The organism is Nonomuraea maheshkhaliensis, assembly GCF_039529435.1.
In the GTDB taxonomy this organism is placed as follows: Bacteria; Actinomycetota; Actinomycetes; order Streptosporangiales; family Streptosporangiaceae; genus Nonomuraea; species Nonomuraea maheshkhaliensis.
Genome location: NZ_BAAAMU010000134.1, coordinates 1 through 16,350, shown reverse-complemented (window position 1 = coordinate 16,350; position 16,350 = coordinate 1). Strand labels below are relative to the sequence as shown.

At 72.5% G+C, this 16,350-nt stretch carries 13 protein-coding genes; 8 read left to right on the top strand and 5 right to left on the bottom strand.

Features of this window, described 5'->3' with window-relative positions; genetic code table 11:
- Positions 1 to 40 precede the first annotated feature (40 nt).
- Positions 41 to 1,213, bottom strand: a complete 1,173-nt coding sequence (locus ABFX54_RS47445) for a TerC family protein (RefSeq protein ID WP_346113688.1) — start codon at positions 1,211 to 1,213, stop codon at positions 41 to 43.
- Between the two features lie 175 nt (positions 1,214 to 1,388).
- On the opposite strand from ABFX54_RS47445, the gene ABFX54_RS47440 reads away from it, so the two are divergent.
- Both ABFX54_RS47440 and glnII read left to right on the top strand, forming a co-directional pair.
- Entirely contained in the window at positions 1,389 to 1,880 is a 492-nt protein-coding gene (locus tag ABFX54_RS47440) for a hypothetical protein (protein WP_346113686.1), read from the top strand.
- 88 nt (positions 1,881 to 1,968) lie between these two features.
- Positions 1,969 to 2,988: a glutamine synthetase gene (gene glnII, locus ABFX54_RS47435; protein WP_346113685.1), complete on the top strand. Its 1,020-nt coding sequence runs from the start codon at positions 1,969 to 1,971 to the stop codon at positions 2,986 to 2,988.
- A 52-nt stretch (positions 2,989 to 3,040) separates the two neighbouring features.
- Here the strand turns inward: glnII and ABFX54_RS47430 are convergent, their stop codons facing one another.
- Genes ABFX54_RS47430 through ABFX54_RS47420 form a run of 3 tightly spaced genes read right to left on the bottom strand, consistent with a single transcriptional unit; the run spans position 3,041 to position 6,081 of the window.
- Entirely contained in the window at positions 3,041 to 4,576 is a 1,536-nt protein-coding gene (locus ABFX54_RS47430; protein ID WP_346113684.1) for an aldehyde dehydrogenase family protein, read from the bottom strand.
- A 33-nt stretch (positions 4,577 to 4,609) separates the two neighbouring features.
- A complete protein-coding gene (locus tag ABFX54_RS47425) occupies positions 4,610 to 5,479 on the bottom strand; it encodes a UTP--glucose-1-phosphate uridylyltransferase (RefSeq protein ID WP_346113682.1) in 870 nt (289 codons plus the stop codon).
- 56 nt (positions 5,480 to 5,535) lie between these two features.
- Entirely contained in the window at positions 5,536 to 6,081 is a 546-nt protein-coding gene (locus tag ABFX54_RS47420; protein ID WP_346113680.1) for a cupin domain-containing protein, read from the bottom strand.
- Between the two features lie 217 nt (positions 6,082 to 6,298).
- On the opposite strand from ABFX54_RS47420, the gene ABFX54_RS47415 reads away from it, so the two are divergent.
- From ABFX54_RS47415 to ABFX54_RS47395, 5 genes are read left to right on the top strand one after another with little or no spacing between them, the layout of a single operon-like run.
- Positions 6,299 to 7,969, top strand: coding sequence for an SWIM zinc finger family protein (locus tag ABFX54_RS47415; RefSeq protein ID WP_346113699.1), 1,671 nt, complete (start codon positions 6,299 to 6,301; stop codon positions 7,967 to 7,969).
- The gene (locus ABFX54_RS47410; RefSeq protein WP_346113679.1) at positions 7,966 to 9,321 is read left to right on the top strand and encodes a DUF5691 domain-containing protein; all 1,356 of its coding nucleotides are present in this window, start codon (positions 7,966 to 7,968) and stop codon (positions 9,319 to 9,321) included. The genes ABFX54_RS47415 and ABFX54_RS47410 overlap by 4 nt, the downstream gene beginning before the upstream one ends.
- Positions 9,318 to 10,382: an ATP-binding protein gene (locus tag ABFX54_RS47405; protein WP_106234424.1), complete on the top strand. Its 1,065-nt coding sequence runs from the start codon at positions 9,318 to 9,320 to the stop codon at positions 10,380 to 10,382. The genes ABFX54_RS47410 and ABFX54_RS47405 overlap by 4 nt, the downstream gene beginning before the upstream one ends.
- On the top strand, positions 10,379 to 12,661 hold the full coding sequence (locus ABFX54_RS47400; protein WP_346113678.1) for a DUF5682 family protein: 2,283 nt from the start codon (positions 10,379 to 10,381) through the stop codon (positions 12,659 to 12,661). Before ABFX54_RS47405 ends, ABFX54_RS47400 begins: the two co-directional genes overlap by 4 nt.
- Positions 12,658 to 13,866: a VWA domain-containing protein gene (locus tag ABFX54_RS47395; RefSeq protein WP_346113677.1), complete on the top strand. Its 1,209-nt coding sequence runs from the start codon at positions 12,658 to 12,660 to the stop codon at positions 13,864 to 13,866. The genes ABFX54_RS47400 and ABFX54_RS47395 overlap by 4 nt, the downstream gene beginning before the upstream one ends.
- 88 nt (positions 13,867 to 13,954) lie before the next feature.
- Here the strand turns inward: ABFX54_RS47395 and ABFX54_RS47390 are convergent, their stop codons facing one another.
- A complete protein-coding gene (locus tag ABFX54_RS47390) occupies positions 13,955 to 15,406 on the bottom strand; it encodes a DHA2 family efflux MFS transporter permease subunit (protein WP_346113676.1) in 1,452 nt (483 codons plus the stop codon).
- 112 nt (positions 15,407 to 15,518) lie between these two features.
- Here ABFX54_RS47390 and ABFX54_RS47385 point away from each other — a divergent pair, with 112 nt between their 5' ends.
- Complete coding sequence (locus tag ABFX54_RS47385) at positions 15,519 to 16,268, top strand: TetR/AcrR family transcriptional regulator C-terminal domain-containing protein (protein ID WP_346113674.1); 750 nt, start codon at positions 15,519 to 15,521, stop codon at positions 16,266 to 16,268.
- Positions 16,269 to 16,350 lie beyond the last annotated feature (82 nt).

The following is a 16,350-nucleotide window of genomic DNA, read 5'->3' as shown; positions in this document are numbered from 1 at the left end:
CGGCCGGTCACCCGTACATCGGGTGGCCGGCCGCCCGAGGTCAGGCCCGGTCGTGTTCCTCGTGGGCACGGCGCAGCAGGGCCAGCAGCCGGTCCTCGTCGCGAATCTCCCGGCGGAACCGTTCCGGGAGCTGCCTGAACTGCTCCTCCTTCGCGAGGAGCCGGTCGAAGAGCTCCTCGCGCACCACCGGGTCGTGCTCGACGTCCAGGTACGCCTCCGCGTACCGGCGCATCCCCGACACCGTGTTCTGCGCGCGGCCCTTCGGACTGGCCAGCGAGGCCACCACCGTGACCAGCAGCACGCCGGTGATCACCGACAGGGACAGCCCGGTGCTGATCTCCACGACCGGCACCGGCTCGCCCTCGTTGATGAACGGCACGTTGTTCTCGTGCAGCGCGTGCAGAATCAGCTTGACCCCGATGAAGGCCAGGATCGCGGCCAGCCCGTACGCCAGGAAGATGAGCCGGTCGAGCAGCCCGTCGATGAGGAAGTACAGCTGACGCAGCCCCAGCAGGGAGAACGTGGTCGCGGTGAAGACGAGGTAGACGTTCTGGGTGAGACCGAAGATGGCCGGGATCGAGTCGAGGGCGAACAGCACGTCGGTCCCGCCGATGGCGATCATGACCAGCAACATCGGCGTCATGACCCGCTTGCCGTCCTGGACGGTGAAGAGCCGGTCGCCGTCGTAGGTGTCACTCGTGTGCAGCAGCCGGCGCGCGACCCGGACCATGAGGTTGTCGGGGACGCGGCCCTCATGGCCGTCCGGCTTGAGCAGGTTGCCCGCCGTGAGCAGCAGGATCAGGCCGAACAGGTAGAACACCCAGGCGAACGTGTTGATCAGCGCCGCGCCCAGCAGGATGAAGCCAGTGCGGGCGAGGAGCGAGAAGACGATGCCGAACAGCAGCGCCTTCTGCTGGTCGGCGCGGGGCACCTTGAAGCTGCCCATGATGACGAGGAAGACGAACAGGTTGTCGGCCGACAGCGCCTTCTCCGTCACGTAGCCGGCGAAGTACTCGGCACCGGCATCGGCGCCGCCGAAGAGCCAGACGCCGGCGCCGAACAGCAGCGCGACGCCCACGTACAGGGCCGACCAGATCGAGGACTCGCGCAGCGTGGGGACGTGAGCCTTGCGGACGTGGAAGACGAAGTCGAACAGCAGCAGCCCGACGATCCCCAGGATCGTCAGCCACCACACACCGGCGGAAACGTCCACATGAGGCTCCAGAGGTGCCGGCCGCCGTGGGGAAAGGCGACATTCGCGGGGTTGTCGTGGCAGGTGTTACCCGGATCACCCGCCCTCATGCCCGGCCACCGCCCCCGCTCCACGCGTCTTTCGAGAGAGGTGGTGGACCGTCGAACCGGACGCGACCGCCCCGCGTCTTAAGGGTGTGCCGCGACCAGCCTCCCCCGCCTCCCTCCTCCTCGCCTGCGCCTTCCTGCTCACCGCAGGCTGCTCGGACGCCAGGCCCTGTACGCTCATCGGCGCCCGCCCCGGAATATCGGTGCACGTACGCGCGGCTCTCGCGGCCAGAGCCGAGTCCGTGGAAATGGACGTGTGCTGGGACGGCTCCTGCCGGCAGGCGCGGACCCCGCTCCATCCGTCCTCGCGGCCCGGCCAGGAGACCTGCTCGGGCGACACCTGCTCGGCGCCGGCCGTGCTCACGGGGGACGAGAACGGGTTCGGCGACGTCCAGGGGCTGCCGGAACGGCCGGTGCGGGTGCGCCTGACGCTGCGGGGCGCCGGAACCGAGCCGGTGCTGGAGCGTACGATCGAGGTCACGCCGCGGGGCGTGTTCCCCAACGGCCCCGACTGCGGCGAGGCGGGCCCGCAGGCGGTGCTCACCGTCGAGGGTGACGGCACTGTGCGGAGCGGTTCCTGATTAACACGCCGTTCACATTCGGGCAAAAAGCGGGAAACGGCCATCCGTAAGACTCGGCGTGGCTGAGAGAAATCCCGAAAGGACCGCTGTGAGCTACAAGGCTGAGTACATCTGGATCGACGGCACCGAGCCCACGGCTCTGCTGCGCTCGAAGACGAAGATCCTGGCCGACGGAGCCGAGCCCCCGGTCTGGGGCTTCGACGGCTCCAGCACCAACCAGGCCGAGGGCCACTCGTCGGACCGCGTGCTCCGCCCGGTGTTCATCTGTCCCGACCCGATCCGCGGCGGCGACAACAAGCTCGTCCTGTGCGAGGTCGAGGAGATCAACGGCGAGCCGCACGTCAGCAACACGCGTGCGCTGCTGCGCCCGGTCGCCGAGCAGTTCGCGGCGCAGGAGTCCTGGTTCGGCATCGAGCAGGAATACACCTTCTTCAAGGGCAGCCGCCCGCTCGGCTTCCCCGAGGGCGGCTTCCCCGCCCCGCAGGGCCACTACTACTGCGGCGTGGGCGCCGAGGCCGTGTTCGGCCGCGAGATCGTCGAGCTCCACCTCGACCGCTGCCTCGCCGCCGGCCTGAAGATCTCCGGCATCAACGCCGAGGTCATGCCGGGCCAGTGGGAGTTCCAGGTCGGCCCGGCCGACCCGATCGAGGTCGCCGACCACCTGTGGGTCGCCCGCTACCTGCTCTACCGGACCGCCGAGGAGCACGGCGTGGAGGCCACCCTCGACGCCAAGCCCGCCCGCGGCGACTGGAACGGCGCCGGCGCGCACACCAACTTCTCCACCAAGGCCATGCGTGAGGGCTACGAGGCCATCATCACCGCCTGCGAGTCGCTCGGCGAGGGCGACAAGCCGATGGAGCACGTCTCCCAGTACGGCGCCGACATCGAGTCCCGCCTCACCGGCCACCACGAGACCGCCCCGTGGAACAAGTACTCCTACGGCGTCTCCAACCGCGGCGCCTCGGTGCGCATCCCGTGGCAGGTCGAGGTGGACAAGAAGGGCTACATCGAGGACCGCCGTCCCAACGCCAACATCGACCCGTACGTGGTCACCCGCCTGCTGGTGAACACCTGCTGCTCGGCCCTGGAGAAGGCCGGCCAGGTCTGACCCACCGCTTCCGAGTGACGGGGCACCGGATTCCGGGGCCCCGTTTCTCATGTCAGAGGCGGAAGCCCAGATCGGGGACGATCTCGGCCACGTCCATCTGCGCCTTCTGCAGGCGTCCTGAATGGTCCCAGTTCATCGCCTGCCAGCGGGTGAACTGGTCGAGCACCCACATGCCCGACTGGCGGCTGCCGTTGCCCGACTTGCCGTTGCCGCCGAACGGCAGGTGCGCCTCGGCCCCCGAGGTGGAGTTGTTGACGCTGACCATGCCGGCCGAGACGCCCTCACGGAAGCGGAAGGCGTGCTTCGGGTCGGTGGTGTAGATGGAGCTCGACAGCCCGTAGCCGGGCAGGTTGGCCAGCTCGACCGCCTCGTCCAGGGTGGCGAACGTGGTGACGCCCACGATCGGGCCGAACGTCTCCTCCATGAACAGCCGGTCGCCCGGCCGCACGCCGTCCACCACGACCGGGTGGTAGTAGAGGCCGCCGGCGCCGTCGAAGCCGCCGCGCGGGTTGCCGCCGGTGACGCGGCCCGTCGGGCCCGTGACGACCTGGTGGTGGGGCTGGATCCAGGTCAGGTACTCCTCGTAGCGGTCGGCGAACTTCTGGTCGAGCAGCGGCCCCGCCAGCACGTCGCCCGCCGGGTCGCCGATCTCGGCCTCGCGTACGGCCCGCGCGAACCGTTCGACGAACGCGTCGTGCACGCTCTCGTGCACGATGACCGTGCCGAGGCTCGTGCAGCGCTGGCCCGCGGTGCCGAACCCGGAGAACAGCGCGCCCTCCACGGCCAGGTCGAGGTCGGCGTCCGGCATGATCACCATGGGGTTCTTGCCGCCCAGCTCCAGGCAGGCGGACTGCAGGTGCCGCCCGGTCAGCTCGCCGACCTTCCTGCCCACCTCGCTGGAGCCGGTGAAGCCCACCTTCTGCACACTGCCCTGCTCAAGGGCCAGCTCAAGGCCGCGGAAGGTGTCGGCCCCGTCGGCGAAGACGATGTTCAGCACCCCGTCGGGCAGGCCCGCCGCCGTGAACAGCCGGAACATCGCGTGCGCGGAGGCGGCGGCGTACTCGGCGGGCTTCCAGACCACCGCGTTGCCGCACAGCAGGGCCGGCACCAGGTACCACGACGGGACCGCCACCGGGAAGTTGCCCGCCGTGATGACCGCCGCCACGCCGATCGGGTTGCGGAAGGTGAACAGGTTCTTGTCCGGCATCTCGGACGGCACCGTCTGCCCGTACAGCCTGCGGCCCTCGCCCAGGAAGAAGTCACACGTGTCGACGATCTCCCTGACCTCGCCGAGAGCCTCCGCGTACGGCTTGCCGATCTCCTCGGTCACCAGCCGCGCCAGCGCCTCGGCGTTGGCCTCCACCAGCCGCCCGATCGAGGCGATCACCCTGCCGCGCACCGGCGCGGGCACCTTGGCCCACTCGCGCTGCGCCTCCTTGGCGGTGCGGCAGGCGGCGGCGAACGTGTCCGCGTCGGCCAGCCCGACCCGCGCCACGACCTCGCTCGTGCGGGCGGGGTTGGTCGAGTCGTACGTGGTCGCTGCGGCGGCGTCCTTGCCGCCCACGATGGAAACGATCTGTCGGCTCACCGGGGCCCTCCTCCGTAAGTTCTCCGGTAGACGCTAGCTCTCCAAGGCCAGTTTGCGCAGCTCCGGCCCGTGCACCGGATCGGCCAGCGCGGCGGCGAACTGCGCCCGCAGATAGTTGAGCGGTGAGCCCGTGTCGTACCAGGTGCCCTCGATGACCTGGCCGTACACCGGATGCGCGGCGGCGTGGCGGTGCAGCGCGTCGGTCAGGTAGATCTCGCCCTGGGGGTTCTCGTGCCAGCGGCGCGTGGCCGCCTCCAGCTCGGCGACCACGCCGGGGGTCACGACGTAACCGCCGATGGCCGCGTACCGGGAGGGTGCCTCCTCCGGGCGGGGCTTCTCCACCAGGCCGGAGACGCGCAGCCGGCCGCCGCCGAGATCCTCCTCGACGACCGGCACGCCGTAGCGGGAGGAGTCCTCGGCCTCCATCGGCATCAGGGCCAGCACCGGCGCCCCCGTCGCCTCGTAGGCCGCCTTGAGCTGCCGGGCGCGCGGCACCTCCGCCACGAACACGTCGTCGGCCCACAGCACCATGAACGGCTCGTCGCCGATGACGCGGGCGGCGTTCAGTACGGGGGTGCCGTTGCCGTACGGGCCCGTCTGGTACAGGTACGTGATGTGCGCCTGCGACGACAGCTCGGCCACCGCGGCGGCCAGGTCGTCCTTGCCCGCCTCGCGCAACTGCCGCTCCAGGTCGGCGTCCGGGGCGAAGTGCCGCTGCACCAGCTCCTTGCGGGCCGACGTGACGATGGTGATCTCGTCGATGCCGGAGTCGACGAGCTCGCGGATGGTGTGCTCGATGACGGGCTTGTCGCCGATCGGCAGCATCTCCTTCGGCAGGGCCTTCGTCAGGGGCAGCAGGCGGGTGCCCAGACCGGCCACCGGGATCACGGCTTTACGGACCATACGTCACTCCTTGGGTGGTGCTGCTGGGCTGGTGCCGCCGGGCGGACGGGACGGCGTCAGGCGGTGAAGTCGGCGAAGTCGAAGCCGGGGGAGACCAGGCAGCTCACCAGCACCTCCTCCTCGCCCGCCGGCCGCGCCGACTGCCACACCCCGCCGGGCACGACCGCCTGCGGCACCTGCCCGTGCTCCACGTCGGGCCCGAGCAGCACGTCGTCGTCCCCGATCGTCAGGCTGAGCGGGCCGCCGCGGTGCCACAGCCAGATCTCGGCCGACCTGACCACGTGCGGCACCGACTCCTCGCCCGGATGCAGCAGGAAGTAGATGGCGGTGGCGCTGGCCCGCGACCCCTCATACCCCTCGGGCTCGAACGTCACCGGCGAGCGCCACGTCTCGCGGAACCAGCCGCCCTCGGGATGGGGCAGCAGGTCGAGCGCCTCGGCGACGGGCGGGCGCGGCACGAACGCGACGGGGGCGCCCGTGACGTCCCTGCGCAGGAACCGGTCGCCGTCGAGGACGAGCTGTCCGTCGAGCGGGCTGGTCAGGGCTTCGGCCTCGTCGGCCACCTGGACGGCAGGGCCGTCGGGATAGATCCGCAACTCCACGGGACGAGTCTAGGGAGGTTCGGGACGGTGGACGTTCCGGGCCTGGACGTTGCGGGCCTGGACGTTCCGGAACGGCGGACGTTCCGGACGGGGAAGTCCCGGACGAGCGCAGGTCGAGTTGCGGGACGGCCAGGGCCGGGCTCCGCAGCCGAGCCAGGCGTCGTCTTGTTGGACGGGCTCCTAAATGTCGGTCGGGCTGGCTAGTCTGCGGCAGGTGATGCAGCGGTGGAGCCGGGATCAGGTCCTCGCCCTCGCCCCTGACGCGCCGTCCCGAAAGGCGGCGCAGGGGGTGTCGGCGCCAGGCAAATGGTCGTCCCACGGCACGACGGGCCTGGTCGTGTTCGGGGAGTGCCGGGGCAGCGGGTCCAAGCCCTATCTGGCGTGCGTCGACCTCACCGAGCCCGCCTACCGGTGCAGTTGCCCCAGCCGGAAGTTCCCGTGCAAGCACGCGCTCGGCCTGCTGCTCCTCTGGTCCGCCGACGGGGTCCCCGAGCTGGAGGCGGCGCCGCGGTGGGTGACGGAGTGGATGGACGGCAGGGCCACCCGCGCCGCGAAGTCCGCCGCCCGCCTCGAAGCCGCCCGCACCGAGACCCGCCCCGACCCCACCGCCGGCGCGTCGCCCGATGCCGCCGAGGAAGCCTCGCCCAGACCCGCCGACGGCATCCCGCCACAGCCCGGCTCGGCGGGCTCGCTCGCCGCTGGGGCAGCCCAGCCTGGCACGGAGGGGCCTGGATCTGGCGGGGCCGCTCCGGGCGCGGAGAGGGCCGGATCCGGTGGGGCGGCTTCGGGCATGGAGAGGGCCGAAACCGGTGGGGCGGCTTCGGGCGCGCTCAGAGCTGGAGGCGGTGCGGCCGGGCGGGCCGAGAGTGTGCGGCATGCGCGGGTCGCCGCCGGGCTGGGGGAGCTGGAGCGGTGGCTGGCCGACCAGGTGCGCCAAGGGCTGGCGGGGGCCGCCGAGCACGACTGGGAGGGGCTGGCCAAACGTCTCATCGACGCCCAGGCCCCCGGCATGGCGGGCATCGTCTCCCGCCTTTCCCGGGTGCGGGCCGAGGAGGGCTGGCCGGGGCGGCTGCTGGAGGAATACGCCCTGATCAACCTGCTCGCCGTCGCCTACCGCAGACGGGCCGATCTGCCGGGCCCGCTCGCCGAGACCGTCCTGATCCGCACCGGGTTCCCCGTCACCAGGGAAGAGGTGCTGGCCGGGCCCGCCGTGCGTGATCACTGGGACGTCCTGGGGCGGCGCGACGAGCAGCAGGACCGGCTGACGGCACGCCGCGTCTGGCTGCGGGGCCGCCGCACCGGCCGCCCCGCCCTCATCCTGTCGTTCGCCCCCCAGGGCCAGGCGCTCGACGCCTCCCTGGTGACGGGGACGACCATCGACGCCGACCTGACCTACTACCCAGGCGCCGCCCCGCTGCGAGCCCTGGTCGCCACCCGCCACGCCCTCCTCACCCCACCGCCACCAGGCACCCCGGCCCCCGCCACCGCCCCCTCCCTCCGCACCCCGTCGGCCGCCGTCCCGTCCGACCCAGGCGAGCACACCCCAGGCGAGCCCACCCCAGGCAGGGCGTCGCGGGCCGAACCGGCCGGAGATGACCGTCTCTGGGCAGTGCCGCCCGGGAGGCCGGTGGAGGAGGCGTTGGACGAGGTGGCGCGGGCGCTGGCCGAGGATCCGTGGACCGAGTCGTGGCCGCTCGTCCTGGCCGGAGTCGTTCCCGGCCGGGCCGAGGTCGGCGGCCTGCCCTGGCACCCCCGCGCCCGCGACCCCTGGCGGCTGATCGCCGTCTCCGGTGGGCGGCCGGTCACCGTGGCCGTCGAATGGACGCCGCAGGGCCTGAGACCCCTGACCACCTGGGACGACGAGGGAAGGGCGGTGATCCTGGCATGACGGGCTGGGAGGAGCTGACGTCCACGGCGCTCGTGGGCACCGGCCGCCGGCCGTACCCCGGAGACCTGCTCGAAGCCGCCGCCGTAGAAGTGGCGCGGCGGCGGGCGGGGCGGCGCGCGGGCGAGACGGGGCGGCCGGAGCGCGCGCCGGAGGAGGAGCGGGAGGCGGTCGGCAGGCACGCGGCCGAACGGCTCGTCCGCATCATGGGCGGCGAGCACGACCGGCTGCTGCCCGAGTGGCTGGCCGCGGCCGCCGCGACCGGGCGCAGGGTGCCCGCGTACGCGCTGCCCGAGCTGCTCGACCGCGGCCGGCGCGACCGTTCGATCAGGGTGCACCTCGGCGTGCTCGCGGGCCGGCGCGGCCGATGGCTGGCGGGGCTCAACCCGGCCTGGGACTACCTGCTGGAGGAGCCCACGGGCGAGACGTGGGAGCTGGGCGGGGCCGCCGACCGGCGGGCCCACCTGAGCGCGCTCAGGGCGGCCGGCCCGGCCGGCGCCAGGCGGCTGCTGGAGAGCTCGTGGGAGCGTGAGACGCCCGACGACCGGGCCGGGTTCGTGGAGGTGCTGGCCGAAGGGCTGAGCATGGAGGACGAGCCGTTCCTTGAGCAGGCGCTCGACGACCGGCGCAGGGAGGTGCGCCAGGCCGCGGCCAACCTGCTGACCCGCCTGCCGGATTCGCGCATGTCCCGGCGCATGGCCGAGCGGGTGCGCGCCTGCGTGACGATCCGGCGCGAGAGCGGCGGTGAGGTCATCGCCGTCGAGGCGCCCACGGTCTGCGACAAGGCGATGGAACGCGACGGCGTGCGCGCGAAGCCGCCCCGGGGCATCGGCGAGCGCGCCTGGTGGCTGCAGCAGATCATCGCCCGCGCCCCGCTGGCGTTGTGGGACCGGCCGCCGGCCGCGCTGCTCGCGATGCGAATCCCCGACTGGGACGCCGAGGTGAAGGCGGCCTGGGTACGCGCCGCGGTGCTGCAGCGCGACCCCGAGTGGGCGCGGGCGATGTTCGGCTGGGACCCGATCGCCGACCTGCTCGAATCCCTGCCGCCGGAGGAGCAGCAGGAGCTGGCCGCCCGGTTCGTGCACCAGCACGACCTCGACAGCCAGCTGATCATGGTGCTCGGCGGGGTGTCGTCCCTCTGGGGCGAGGGCCTGGCCACGGCCGTGCTGCGCAAGATCGTGAAAGTGGCCGCCACCCAGCCGTGGAACCTCGGCGAGCTGGCCAAGCTGGCGGGCGAGCACATCGACCCGGCCCTCTACGAGCTGGCCGAGGACTTCTCACCCGCGGAGCCCATCCAGCAGGTCGCCGCCCTGCTACGGTTCCGCGTTGATATGTACAAGGAGCTCCCCCTATGACCGTTCTGCGCCCGCACGCGGAAGACCAGTACGCCGAGGAGCTGGCCTTCCTGGCCAAGGACGACGACCGTCCCAGGCCACCCGGCTGGCGGCTGTCGCCGTGGGCCGTCACCACGTACATCCTGGGCGACGGCGACCGCGTCACCCCCAAATACGTGGGCGCGCGGCGCATCGTCGAGGTCGCCGTCGCCACGCTCGCGACCGACCGCGCGCTGCTGCTGCTCGGCGTGCCCGGCACCGCGAAGACATGGCTTTCCGAACACCTGGCCGCCGCCGTCAGCGGCGACTCGACGCTGCTCGTGCAGGGCACCGCCGGCACCGCCGAGGAGGCCATCCGGTACGGCTGGAATTACGCCAGACTCCTGGCCGAGGGCCCGTCCATCGAGGCGCTGACCCCGTCGCCGGTGATGCGGGCCATGGCCGAGGGCCGCGTCGCCCGGGTCGAGGAGCTCACCCGCATGCCGTCCGACGTCCAGGACGCCCTGATCACCGTCCTGTCGGAGAAGACGCTGCCGATCCCCGAGCTCAACCGCGAGGTCCAGGCCGAGCGCGGCTTCAACGTCATCGCCACCGCCAACGATCGCGACCGCGGCGTCAACGAGCTGTCCAGCGCGCTGCGCCGCCGCTTCAACACCGTCGTCCTGCCGGTCCCCGCCACCGCCGAGGAGGAGGTCGACATCGTCGCCCGCCGCGTCGCCCAGCTCGGCCGCTCGCTGGAACTGCCGGAGACGACGACGGGGCTGGCCGAGATCCGGCGGGTGGTCACGGTGTTCAGGGAGCTGCGCGCCGGCGTCACGGAAGACGGCCGCACCAAGCTCAAGTCGCCCAGCGGCACCCTGTCCACGGCCGAGGCCATCTCCGTCCTGACCAGCGGCATCGCGCTGGCCGCCCACTTCGGCGACGGGGTGCTGCGGCCGTCCGACGTGGCCGCCGGGATCGTCGGCGCGGTGGTGCAGGAGCCGGTGTCGGACCGGGTGGTGTGGCGCGAATACCTGGAGACGGTGGTGCGCGAACGCTCCGACTGGCGCGACTTCTACCGCGCGTGCCGCGAGACTTCATGAGCGTCTCCGTCCTGGGCGTGCGCCACCACGGGCCCGGCTCGGCGCGGGCCGTGCGGCGCGAGCTCGAACGCCTGCGCCCCGACGCCATCCTCATCGAGGGCCCGCCCGAGGCCGACGCCCTCGTCACGCACGCACCCGGCCTGGAGCCGCCGGTCGCGCTGCTCGCCCACGTGCCGGGGGCGCCGGCCCGCGCGGCGTTCTGGCCGTTCGCGGAGTTCTCGCCGGAGTGGCAGGCGATCCGGTACGGCACGTCCGCCGGCGTCCCCGTGCGCTTCTGCGACCTGCCCGCCGCCCACTCCCTGGCCGGCGAACCGTCCGCCGCCGAACCCGGCGATCAGGGACCAGGTGGAGCGGAGCTCGACGTGGTGGGGACCGGGATGAGGGGTGATCCCATCGGGGCGCTGGCCGCCGCGGCCGGATACGACGACCCCGAGCGCTGGTGGGAGGACGTCGTCGAGCACCGGGGCGGTGACACGCCGTTCGAGGTCATCGCCGAGGCCATGGCCGCCGTACGCGAGGGGTACCGGCCGGAAGAGCGGGAGGCCAGGCGCGAGGCGTACATGCGCAAGACTCTCCGCGCGGCGATCAAGCAGGGTTTCGGCAGGATCGCGGTGATCTGCGGCGCCTGGCACGTGCCCGCGCTGACCGGGCCGCTGCCGTCCGTGACCGCGGACAACGCCGTCCTGCGCGGCCTGCCGAAGGTGAAGGCCGAGCTGACGTGGGTGCCGTGGACGTACGGCAGGCTCGCCTCGTGGAGTGGCTACGGCGCGGGGATCACCTCGCCGGGCTGGTACCACCACCTGTTCGAAACCCCCGACCGGCCCGTGGAGCGGTGGCTGGCCGCGGCCGCGGGGGTGCTGCGTGACGAAGGGCTGGCGGTCTCGTCCGCGCACGTCATCGAGTCCGTACGGCTGGCCGGCAGCCTGGCAGCCCTGCGCGGCCGGCCGCTGGCCGGGCTCGGCGAGGTCACCGAGGCGGCCAGGGCGGTGCTGTGCGAGGGCGACGACCTGGCCGTGGAGCTGATCCAGCGGCGCATGGTCGTCGGCGACCGGCTCGGCCACGTCTCCGACGGCACCCCGATGGTGCCGCTCCAGCGCGACCTGCGCGAGCGGCAGCGGCGGCTGAAGCTCAAGCCGGAGGCGCGCGACCGCGAGATCGACCACGATGTGAGCAAGCCCGTCGACCTCGACCGCTTCATCCTGCTGCACGGGCTGCGGCTGCTCGGGGTGGGCTGGGGCACGCCGGGGCAGGCGCGCGGGAAGGGGACGTTCAGGGAGACGTGGACGCTCCAGTGGCGGCCCGAGCACGACCTCGCCCTCATCGAGCACGCCGCCCTGGGCACCACCGTGCCGTCCGCCGCCGCCCAGCGGGCCCGCGACCTGGCCGGGGCGCCGTCGGCGACGCTGGCCGACCTGACGTCGCTGGTCGAACAGTGCCTGCTGGCGGACCTGCCGCAGGCGCTGCCCGGCGTGCTGGCGGCCCTGTCGGCCAAGGCGGCGCTCGACACGGACGTCACCCACCTGATGGCGGCGCTGCCCGCGCTGGTGCTGACCCACCGGTACGGCGACGTACGCGGCACCTCGGCCGACGGGCTGGCGGTGATCGTCCGCTCGATGCTGGAACGCATCTGCGTCGGGCTGCCGGTGGCGGTGACGGGGCTGGACGACGACGCGGCGGCCGACCTGCTCAAGCACGTGGACGCGGTCCACTCGGCCGTCGCCCTCCTCACCGACATCCCGGCCGCCCCTGCCAGGGACGCGCCGCCGGGAGCCGAGCACTCCGACGTGGCCGAGGAGGCCGGGCCGGGGGCGTCGCCGCGCGGGCGGTGGATGGCCGCGTTGCGGGGCATCAGCGACCGGCAGGACCTGCACGGGCTGATCGAAGGGCGTCTCACCAGGATCCTGCTCGACTCGGGCGGGCTCGGCGACGCCGGTGACCGCATGTCCAGGGCGATGTCCCGGGGCCAGGCTCCGGCGCGGGCGGCGGCTTGGGTCGAGGGGTTCCTGTCCGGGGGAGGGCTGCTGCTGGTGCACGACCCGCGCCTGCTCGGTCTGGTGGACGACTGGCTGACGGGGCTGTCCGTCGAGCAGTTCACCGACGTGCTGCCGCTGCTGCGCCGCACGTTCGGCGGATTCGCCGCGCCGGAACGCAGATCCATCGGCGAACGGCTCCGCTCGGCCGGCCGCGACGACGCCGACCGGGACCAGGACGTGGACGAACACCGCGCCGCGCCCGCCGTCGCGACCGTCCTGTCGATCATCGGAAGGACGAACGGATGAACGCGGGGAACGAACGGGTGGATCCGGCGGCCGGGCGGGTGAACGTGGCGGATGAGCGGTTGCGGCGGTGGCGGCTGGTGCTCGGGGGTGGGGCGGCCGACGGCACCGGGTGCGGGCTGGACGGCGTGGACGCGCGGATGGACGCGGCGCTGGCCGCCGTCTACGACCGGGGCGGCCGGGACGACGGCACGCCGGGAGGAAGGGAAGGCGGGCTCGGCGCGTCGGCGCCCCGGGTGGCCCGCTGGCTCGGCGACATCCGTGCCTACTTCCCCTCCACCGTCGTCCAGGTCATGCAGAAGGACGCGATCGAACGGCTCAACCTCACCAGGCTCCTCCTCGAACCCGAGATGCTCGAAGCCGTGGAGCCGGACGTCCACCTGGTCGGCACCCTGCTGGCGCTCAACAAGGTCATGCCCGACCAGGCCCGCGAATCCGCCAGGACCCTCGTCCGCAAGGTGGTGACGGAGCTGGAGCGCAGGCTGGCGCAGAAGACCAGGGCGGCGGTCAGCGGGGCGCTCGACCGGTCGGCCAGGACCCACCGCCCCAAGCGGGTGGCCGACATCGACTGGGACCGGACGATCAGGGCGAACCTCAAGAACTACCTCCCGGAGAAGAACACCGTCGTCCCCTCCCGCCTCGTCGGCTACGCCCGCAGGCAGCGGTCGGTGCAGCGCGAGGTGGTGCTGTGCATCGACCAGAGCGGGTCGATGGCGGCCTCGGTGGTGTATTCGAGCGTGTTCGGGGCGGTGCTGGCCTCGATGCGGGCGCTGAAGACGTCCCTCGTCGTGTTCGACACGGCGGTGGTGGATCTCACGGACCGCCTGCACGACCCGGTCGAGCTGCTGTTCGGCACGCAACTCGGCGGCGGCACCGACATCAACCGGGCCATCGCCTACGGGCAAGGGCTCATCACCCGCCCGGCCAACTCGATCTTCATCCTGATCAGTGACCTGTACGAGGGCGGCGTCAGGGAGGAGATGCTGCGCAGGGTGGCGGCGATGACGCAGGCCGGCGTCCAGGTGATCGTGCTGCTGGCGCTGTCGGACGAGGGGGCGCCGTTCTACGACCACGAGAACGCCGCCGCGCTGGCCGCGATGGGCGTGCCCGCGTTCGCCTGCACGCCCGACGCCTTCCCCGACCTGATGGCGGCCGCGATCGAGCGGCGCGACATCACCCAGTGGGCCGAACGCCACACCACCCTCTGACGCTCCGACGCCGCCCGGCCCCGTCCGGCCCTGGCCGGGCGGCGTCGGGCGGGGCCGGTTCCAGGCTGGACGAGGCCGGGGCGGCCGGTCACGCGTGCTGCGGCTCGGACTCCGGCCGGGCGTGGCGGGGCAGCAGGTACGTCAGCGCGAACGTCAGCGCCAGCAACCCCACCTCCACCCACACCGTGACCTGCATGGACGAGCCGAACTCCCACCCGGAGGCCAGCAGGTCGAAGAAGAGCGTCCCCAGCACGGCGGTGCCCAGCGCGCCGCCCAACTGCTGGATGCCGGTCAGCGTCCCGGAGGCGGAGCCCGTCTCGTGCGGCTCGACCCCGGCCAGCACGATGTCGAAGAACGGCGCCATCGTCAGCCCCATGCCGATCCCGACCAGGGCCAGACCGGGGGAGAGCTGCCAGCCGGAGACGTCGACCCCGGCGAGGTGGATGGTGAGGGCGAGCACGGCCGCGCCCGCCGCCATCACGAGGGTGCCGATCTGCATCAGCCCGCGCCCGAGCCTCGCCTGCAGCCCCGACATCGCCAGGCCGAAGCCGGCCACGCCGCCGAGCGCCTGAGGAAGGGCGGCCAGGCCCGCCTGGAGCGGGGTGAAGCCCAGGCCGAGCTGCGTGTAGAGGCTGAAGACCAGGCCGAAGCCCATCATCCCGGAGAAGAAGGCGAGCCCGGCCACGAGGCCGCTGCTGAAGGAGCGCTTGCGGAACAGGCTGGGGGTGATCAGCGGGTCCCGGCCGGCCCTGGCGCGGCGGGACTCGTACCAGCCGAAGAGGGCGAAGACCACGACGGAGGCGGCCATCGAGACGAACGTCCAGGCCGGCCAGCCCGACTCGCGGCCCTGGATGAGCGGGAAGATGAGCAGGAACGCGGCGGCCGAGACGAGCGCGACGCCGGGCAGGTCGAGCCTGGTGGCGCCGGACAGGCGATGTTCGGGCAGGCAGCGCAGCGCGGCCACGACGGCGGCCAGGCCGATCGGCAGGTTGATCAGAAAGATCATGCGCCAGCCGGTGCCGAAGAGGTCGGCGTCCACCAGCCAGCCGGCCAGCACGGGGCCGCCGACGGAGCCGATGGTCATCACCGGGCCGAACATGCCGAAAGCCTTGCCCAGCTCCTCAGGCGGGAACATCTCCTTGATCATCCCCAGCCCCTGCGGGAGCATCACGGCGCCGAACAGGCCCTGCACCACGCGTCCCGCGATCAGCAGCTCCGGGCTGCCGGCGACGCCGCACAGCAGCGAGGCGGCGGTGAAGCCGCAGGCGCCGATCACGAACATGCGCTTCCTGCCGTAAAGGTCGCCGAGCCGGCCACCGGTGATCAGGCCCACGGCCATGGCCAGGGTGTAGCCCGCGCCGAGCCACTGCACCAGGCTCTCTGAGCCGCCCAGCTCCTTGCGGATCGTGGGGGCGGCGATCGTGGTCACGAGGGCGTCGAGCAGGTCCATGACCTCGGCGGCCAGGATGACGAACAGGGCGGCCCAGCGCAGGCGATAGGGCTGGACGCCGGCGGCCGCCGCTGCGGCGGTGACGGTCATGAGGAACTCCTTAAAACAGTGTTCGTGTTGCACGAACGGCGTTCGTTACGAACACTGTTTTAAAGGCGAACACTGTTCGTGTCAAGTACGGCGTTCGGGGTACAGTGGGCGCATGGTGGATCGGAAGGAACGTGGCGAGGGCGAGGTCCCGGCGCCCCCGTGGCGCAGGTCGCGCAAGCCGGCGCAGCCCAGACGGCAGCTCAGCCAGGATTTGATCATCGACACCGGCCTGCGGATCCTCGACGCCGAGGGCTTCGACGCGCTCAGCATGAGACGGGTGGCCCAGGAGCTCGACACCGGCCCCGCCTCGCTGTACGCGCACGTGGCCGGCAAGGAGGAGCTGCTTGAGCTGATCTACGACCGGGTGCTCGGCGAGATCAGGCTGCCCGAGCGCGACCCCGCCCGGTGGAAGGAGCAGCTGCGGGCGTACGCCCTGGAGGTGCACCGCGTGCTCGGCGCGCACGCCGACGTGGCCAGGGCCGCCCTGGCGACCATCCCGACGGGCGAGAACTCGATCCGCGCGGGAGAGTTCCTCTTCGGGCTGCTGGTCGAGGCCGGGATGGCGCCGCGGGAGGCGTCCGTGGCGATGGACCGCCTGTCCCTCTACATCGTCGGCGACGCCTACGAGGCGTCCCTGCACTACGCGCGGATGCGGGCGGCCGGGATGAACGATCCCGAGGCGTACTTCGAGTCGTTCGTCGGCCATATCGCCGGCTACTACCGGGCGATCCCGGCGGAGCGGTTCCCGTACCTGGTCAAGCATGTGGACGACCTGATCGCCGACGACGGTGAGCAGCGCTTCCGCTACGGTCTCGACCTGATCCTCGACGGCATCGAGGCCCGCATGCCCCGCGACCCCTGACGGCCGGACGGGCGCGCCTGTCGCCTTAGAAGTCCTAACGCAATGAGGTAAGTCGTCGCCAGCAGATGAGTGCGCAGGCCAG

Bases quoted from the DNA above. Each gene is read 5' to 3' on its own strand.
- ABFX54_RS47425 (WP_346113682.1), bottom strand. From the start codon at position 5,479: ATGGTCCGTAAAGCCGTGATCCCGGTGGCCGGTCTGGGCACCCGCCTG.
- ABFX54_RS47415 (WP_346113699.1), top strand. From the start codon at position 6,299: ATGCAGCGGTGGAGCCGGGATCAGGTCCTCGCCCTCGCCCCTGACGCG.
- ABFX54_RS47410 (WP_346113679.1), top strand. From the start codon at position 7,966: ATGACGGGCTGGGAGGAGCTGACGTCCACGGCGCTCGTGGGCACCGGC.
- ABFX54_RS47405 (WP_106234424.1), top strand. From the start codon at position 9,318: ATGACCGTTCTGCGCCCGCACGCGGAAGACCAGTACGCCGAGGAGCTG.
- ABFX54_RS47400 (WP_346113678.1), top strand. From the start codon at position 10,379: ATGAGCGTCTCCGTCCTGGGCGTGCGCCACCACGGGCCCGGCTCGGCG.
- ABFX54_RS47395 (WP_346113677.1), top strand. From the start codon at position 12,658: ATGAACGCGGGGAACGAACGGGTGGATCCGGCGGCCGGGCGGGTGAAC.
- ABFX54_RS47390 (WP_346113676.1), bottom strand. From the start codon at position 15,406: ATGACCGTCACCGCCGCAGCGGCGGCCGCCGGCGTCCAGCCCTATCGC.
- ABFX54_RS47385 (WP_346113674.1), top strand. From the start codon at position 15,519: ATGGTGGATCGGAAGGAACGTGGCGAGGGCGAGGTCCCGGCGCCCCCG.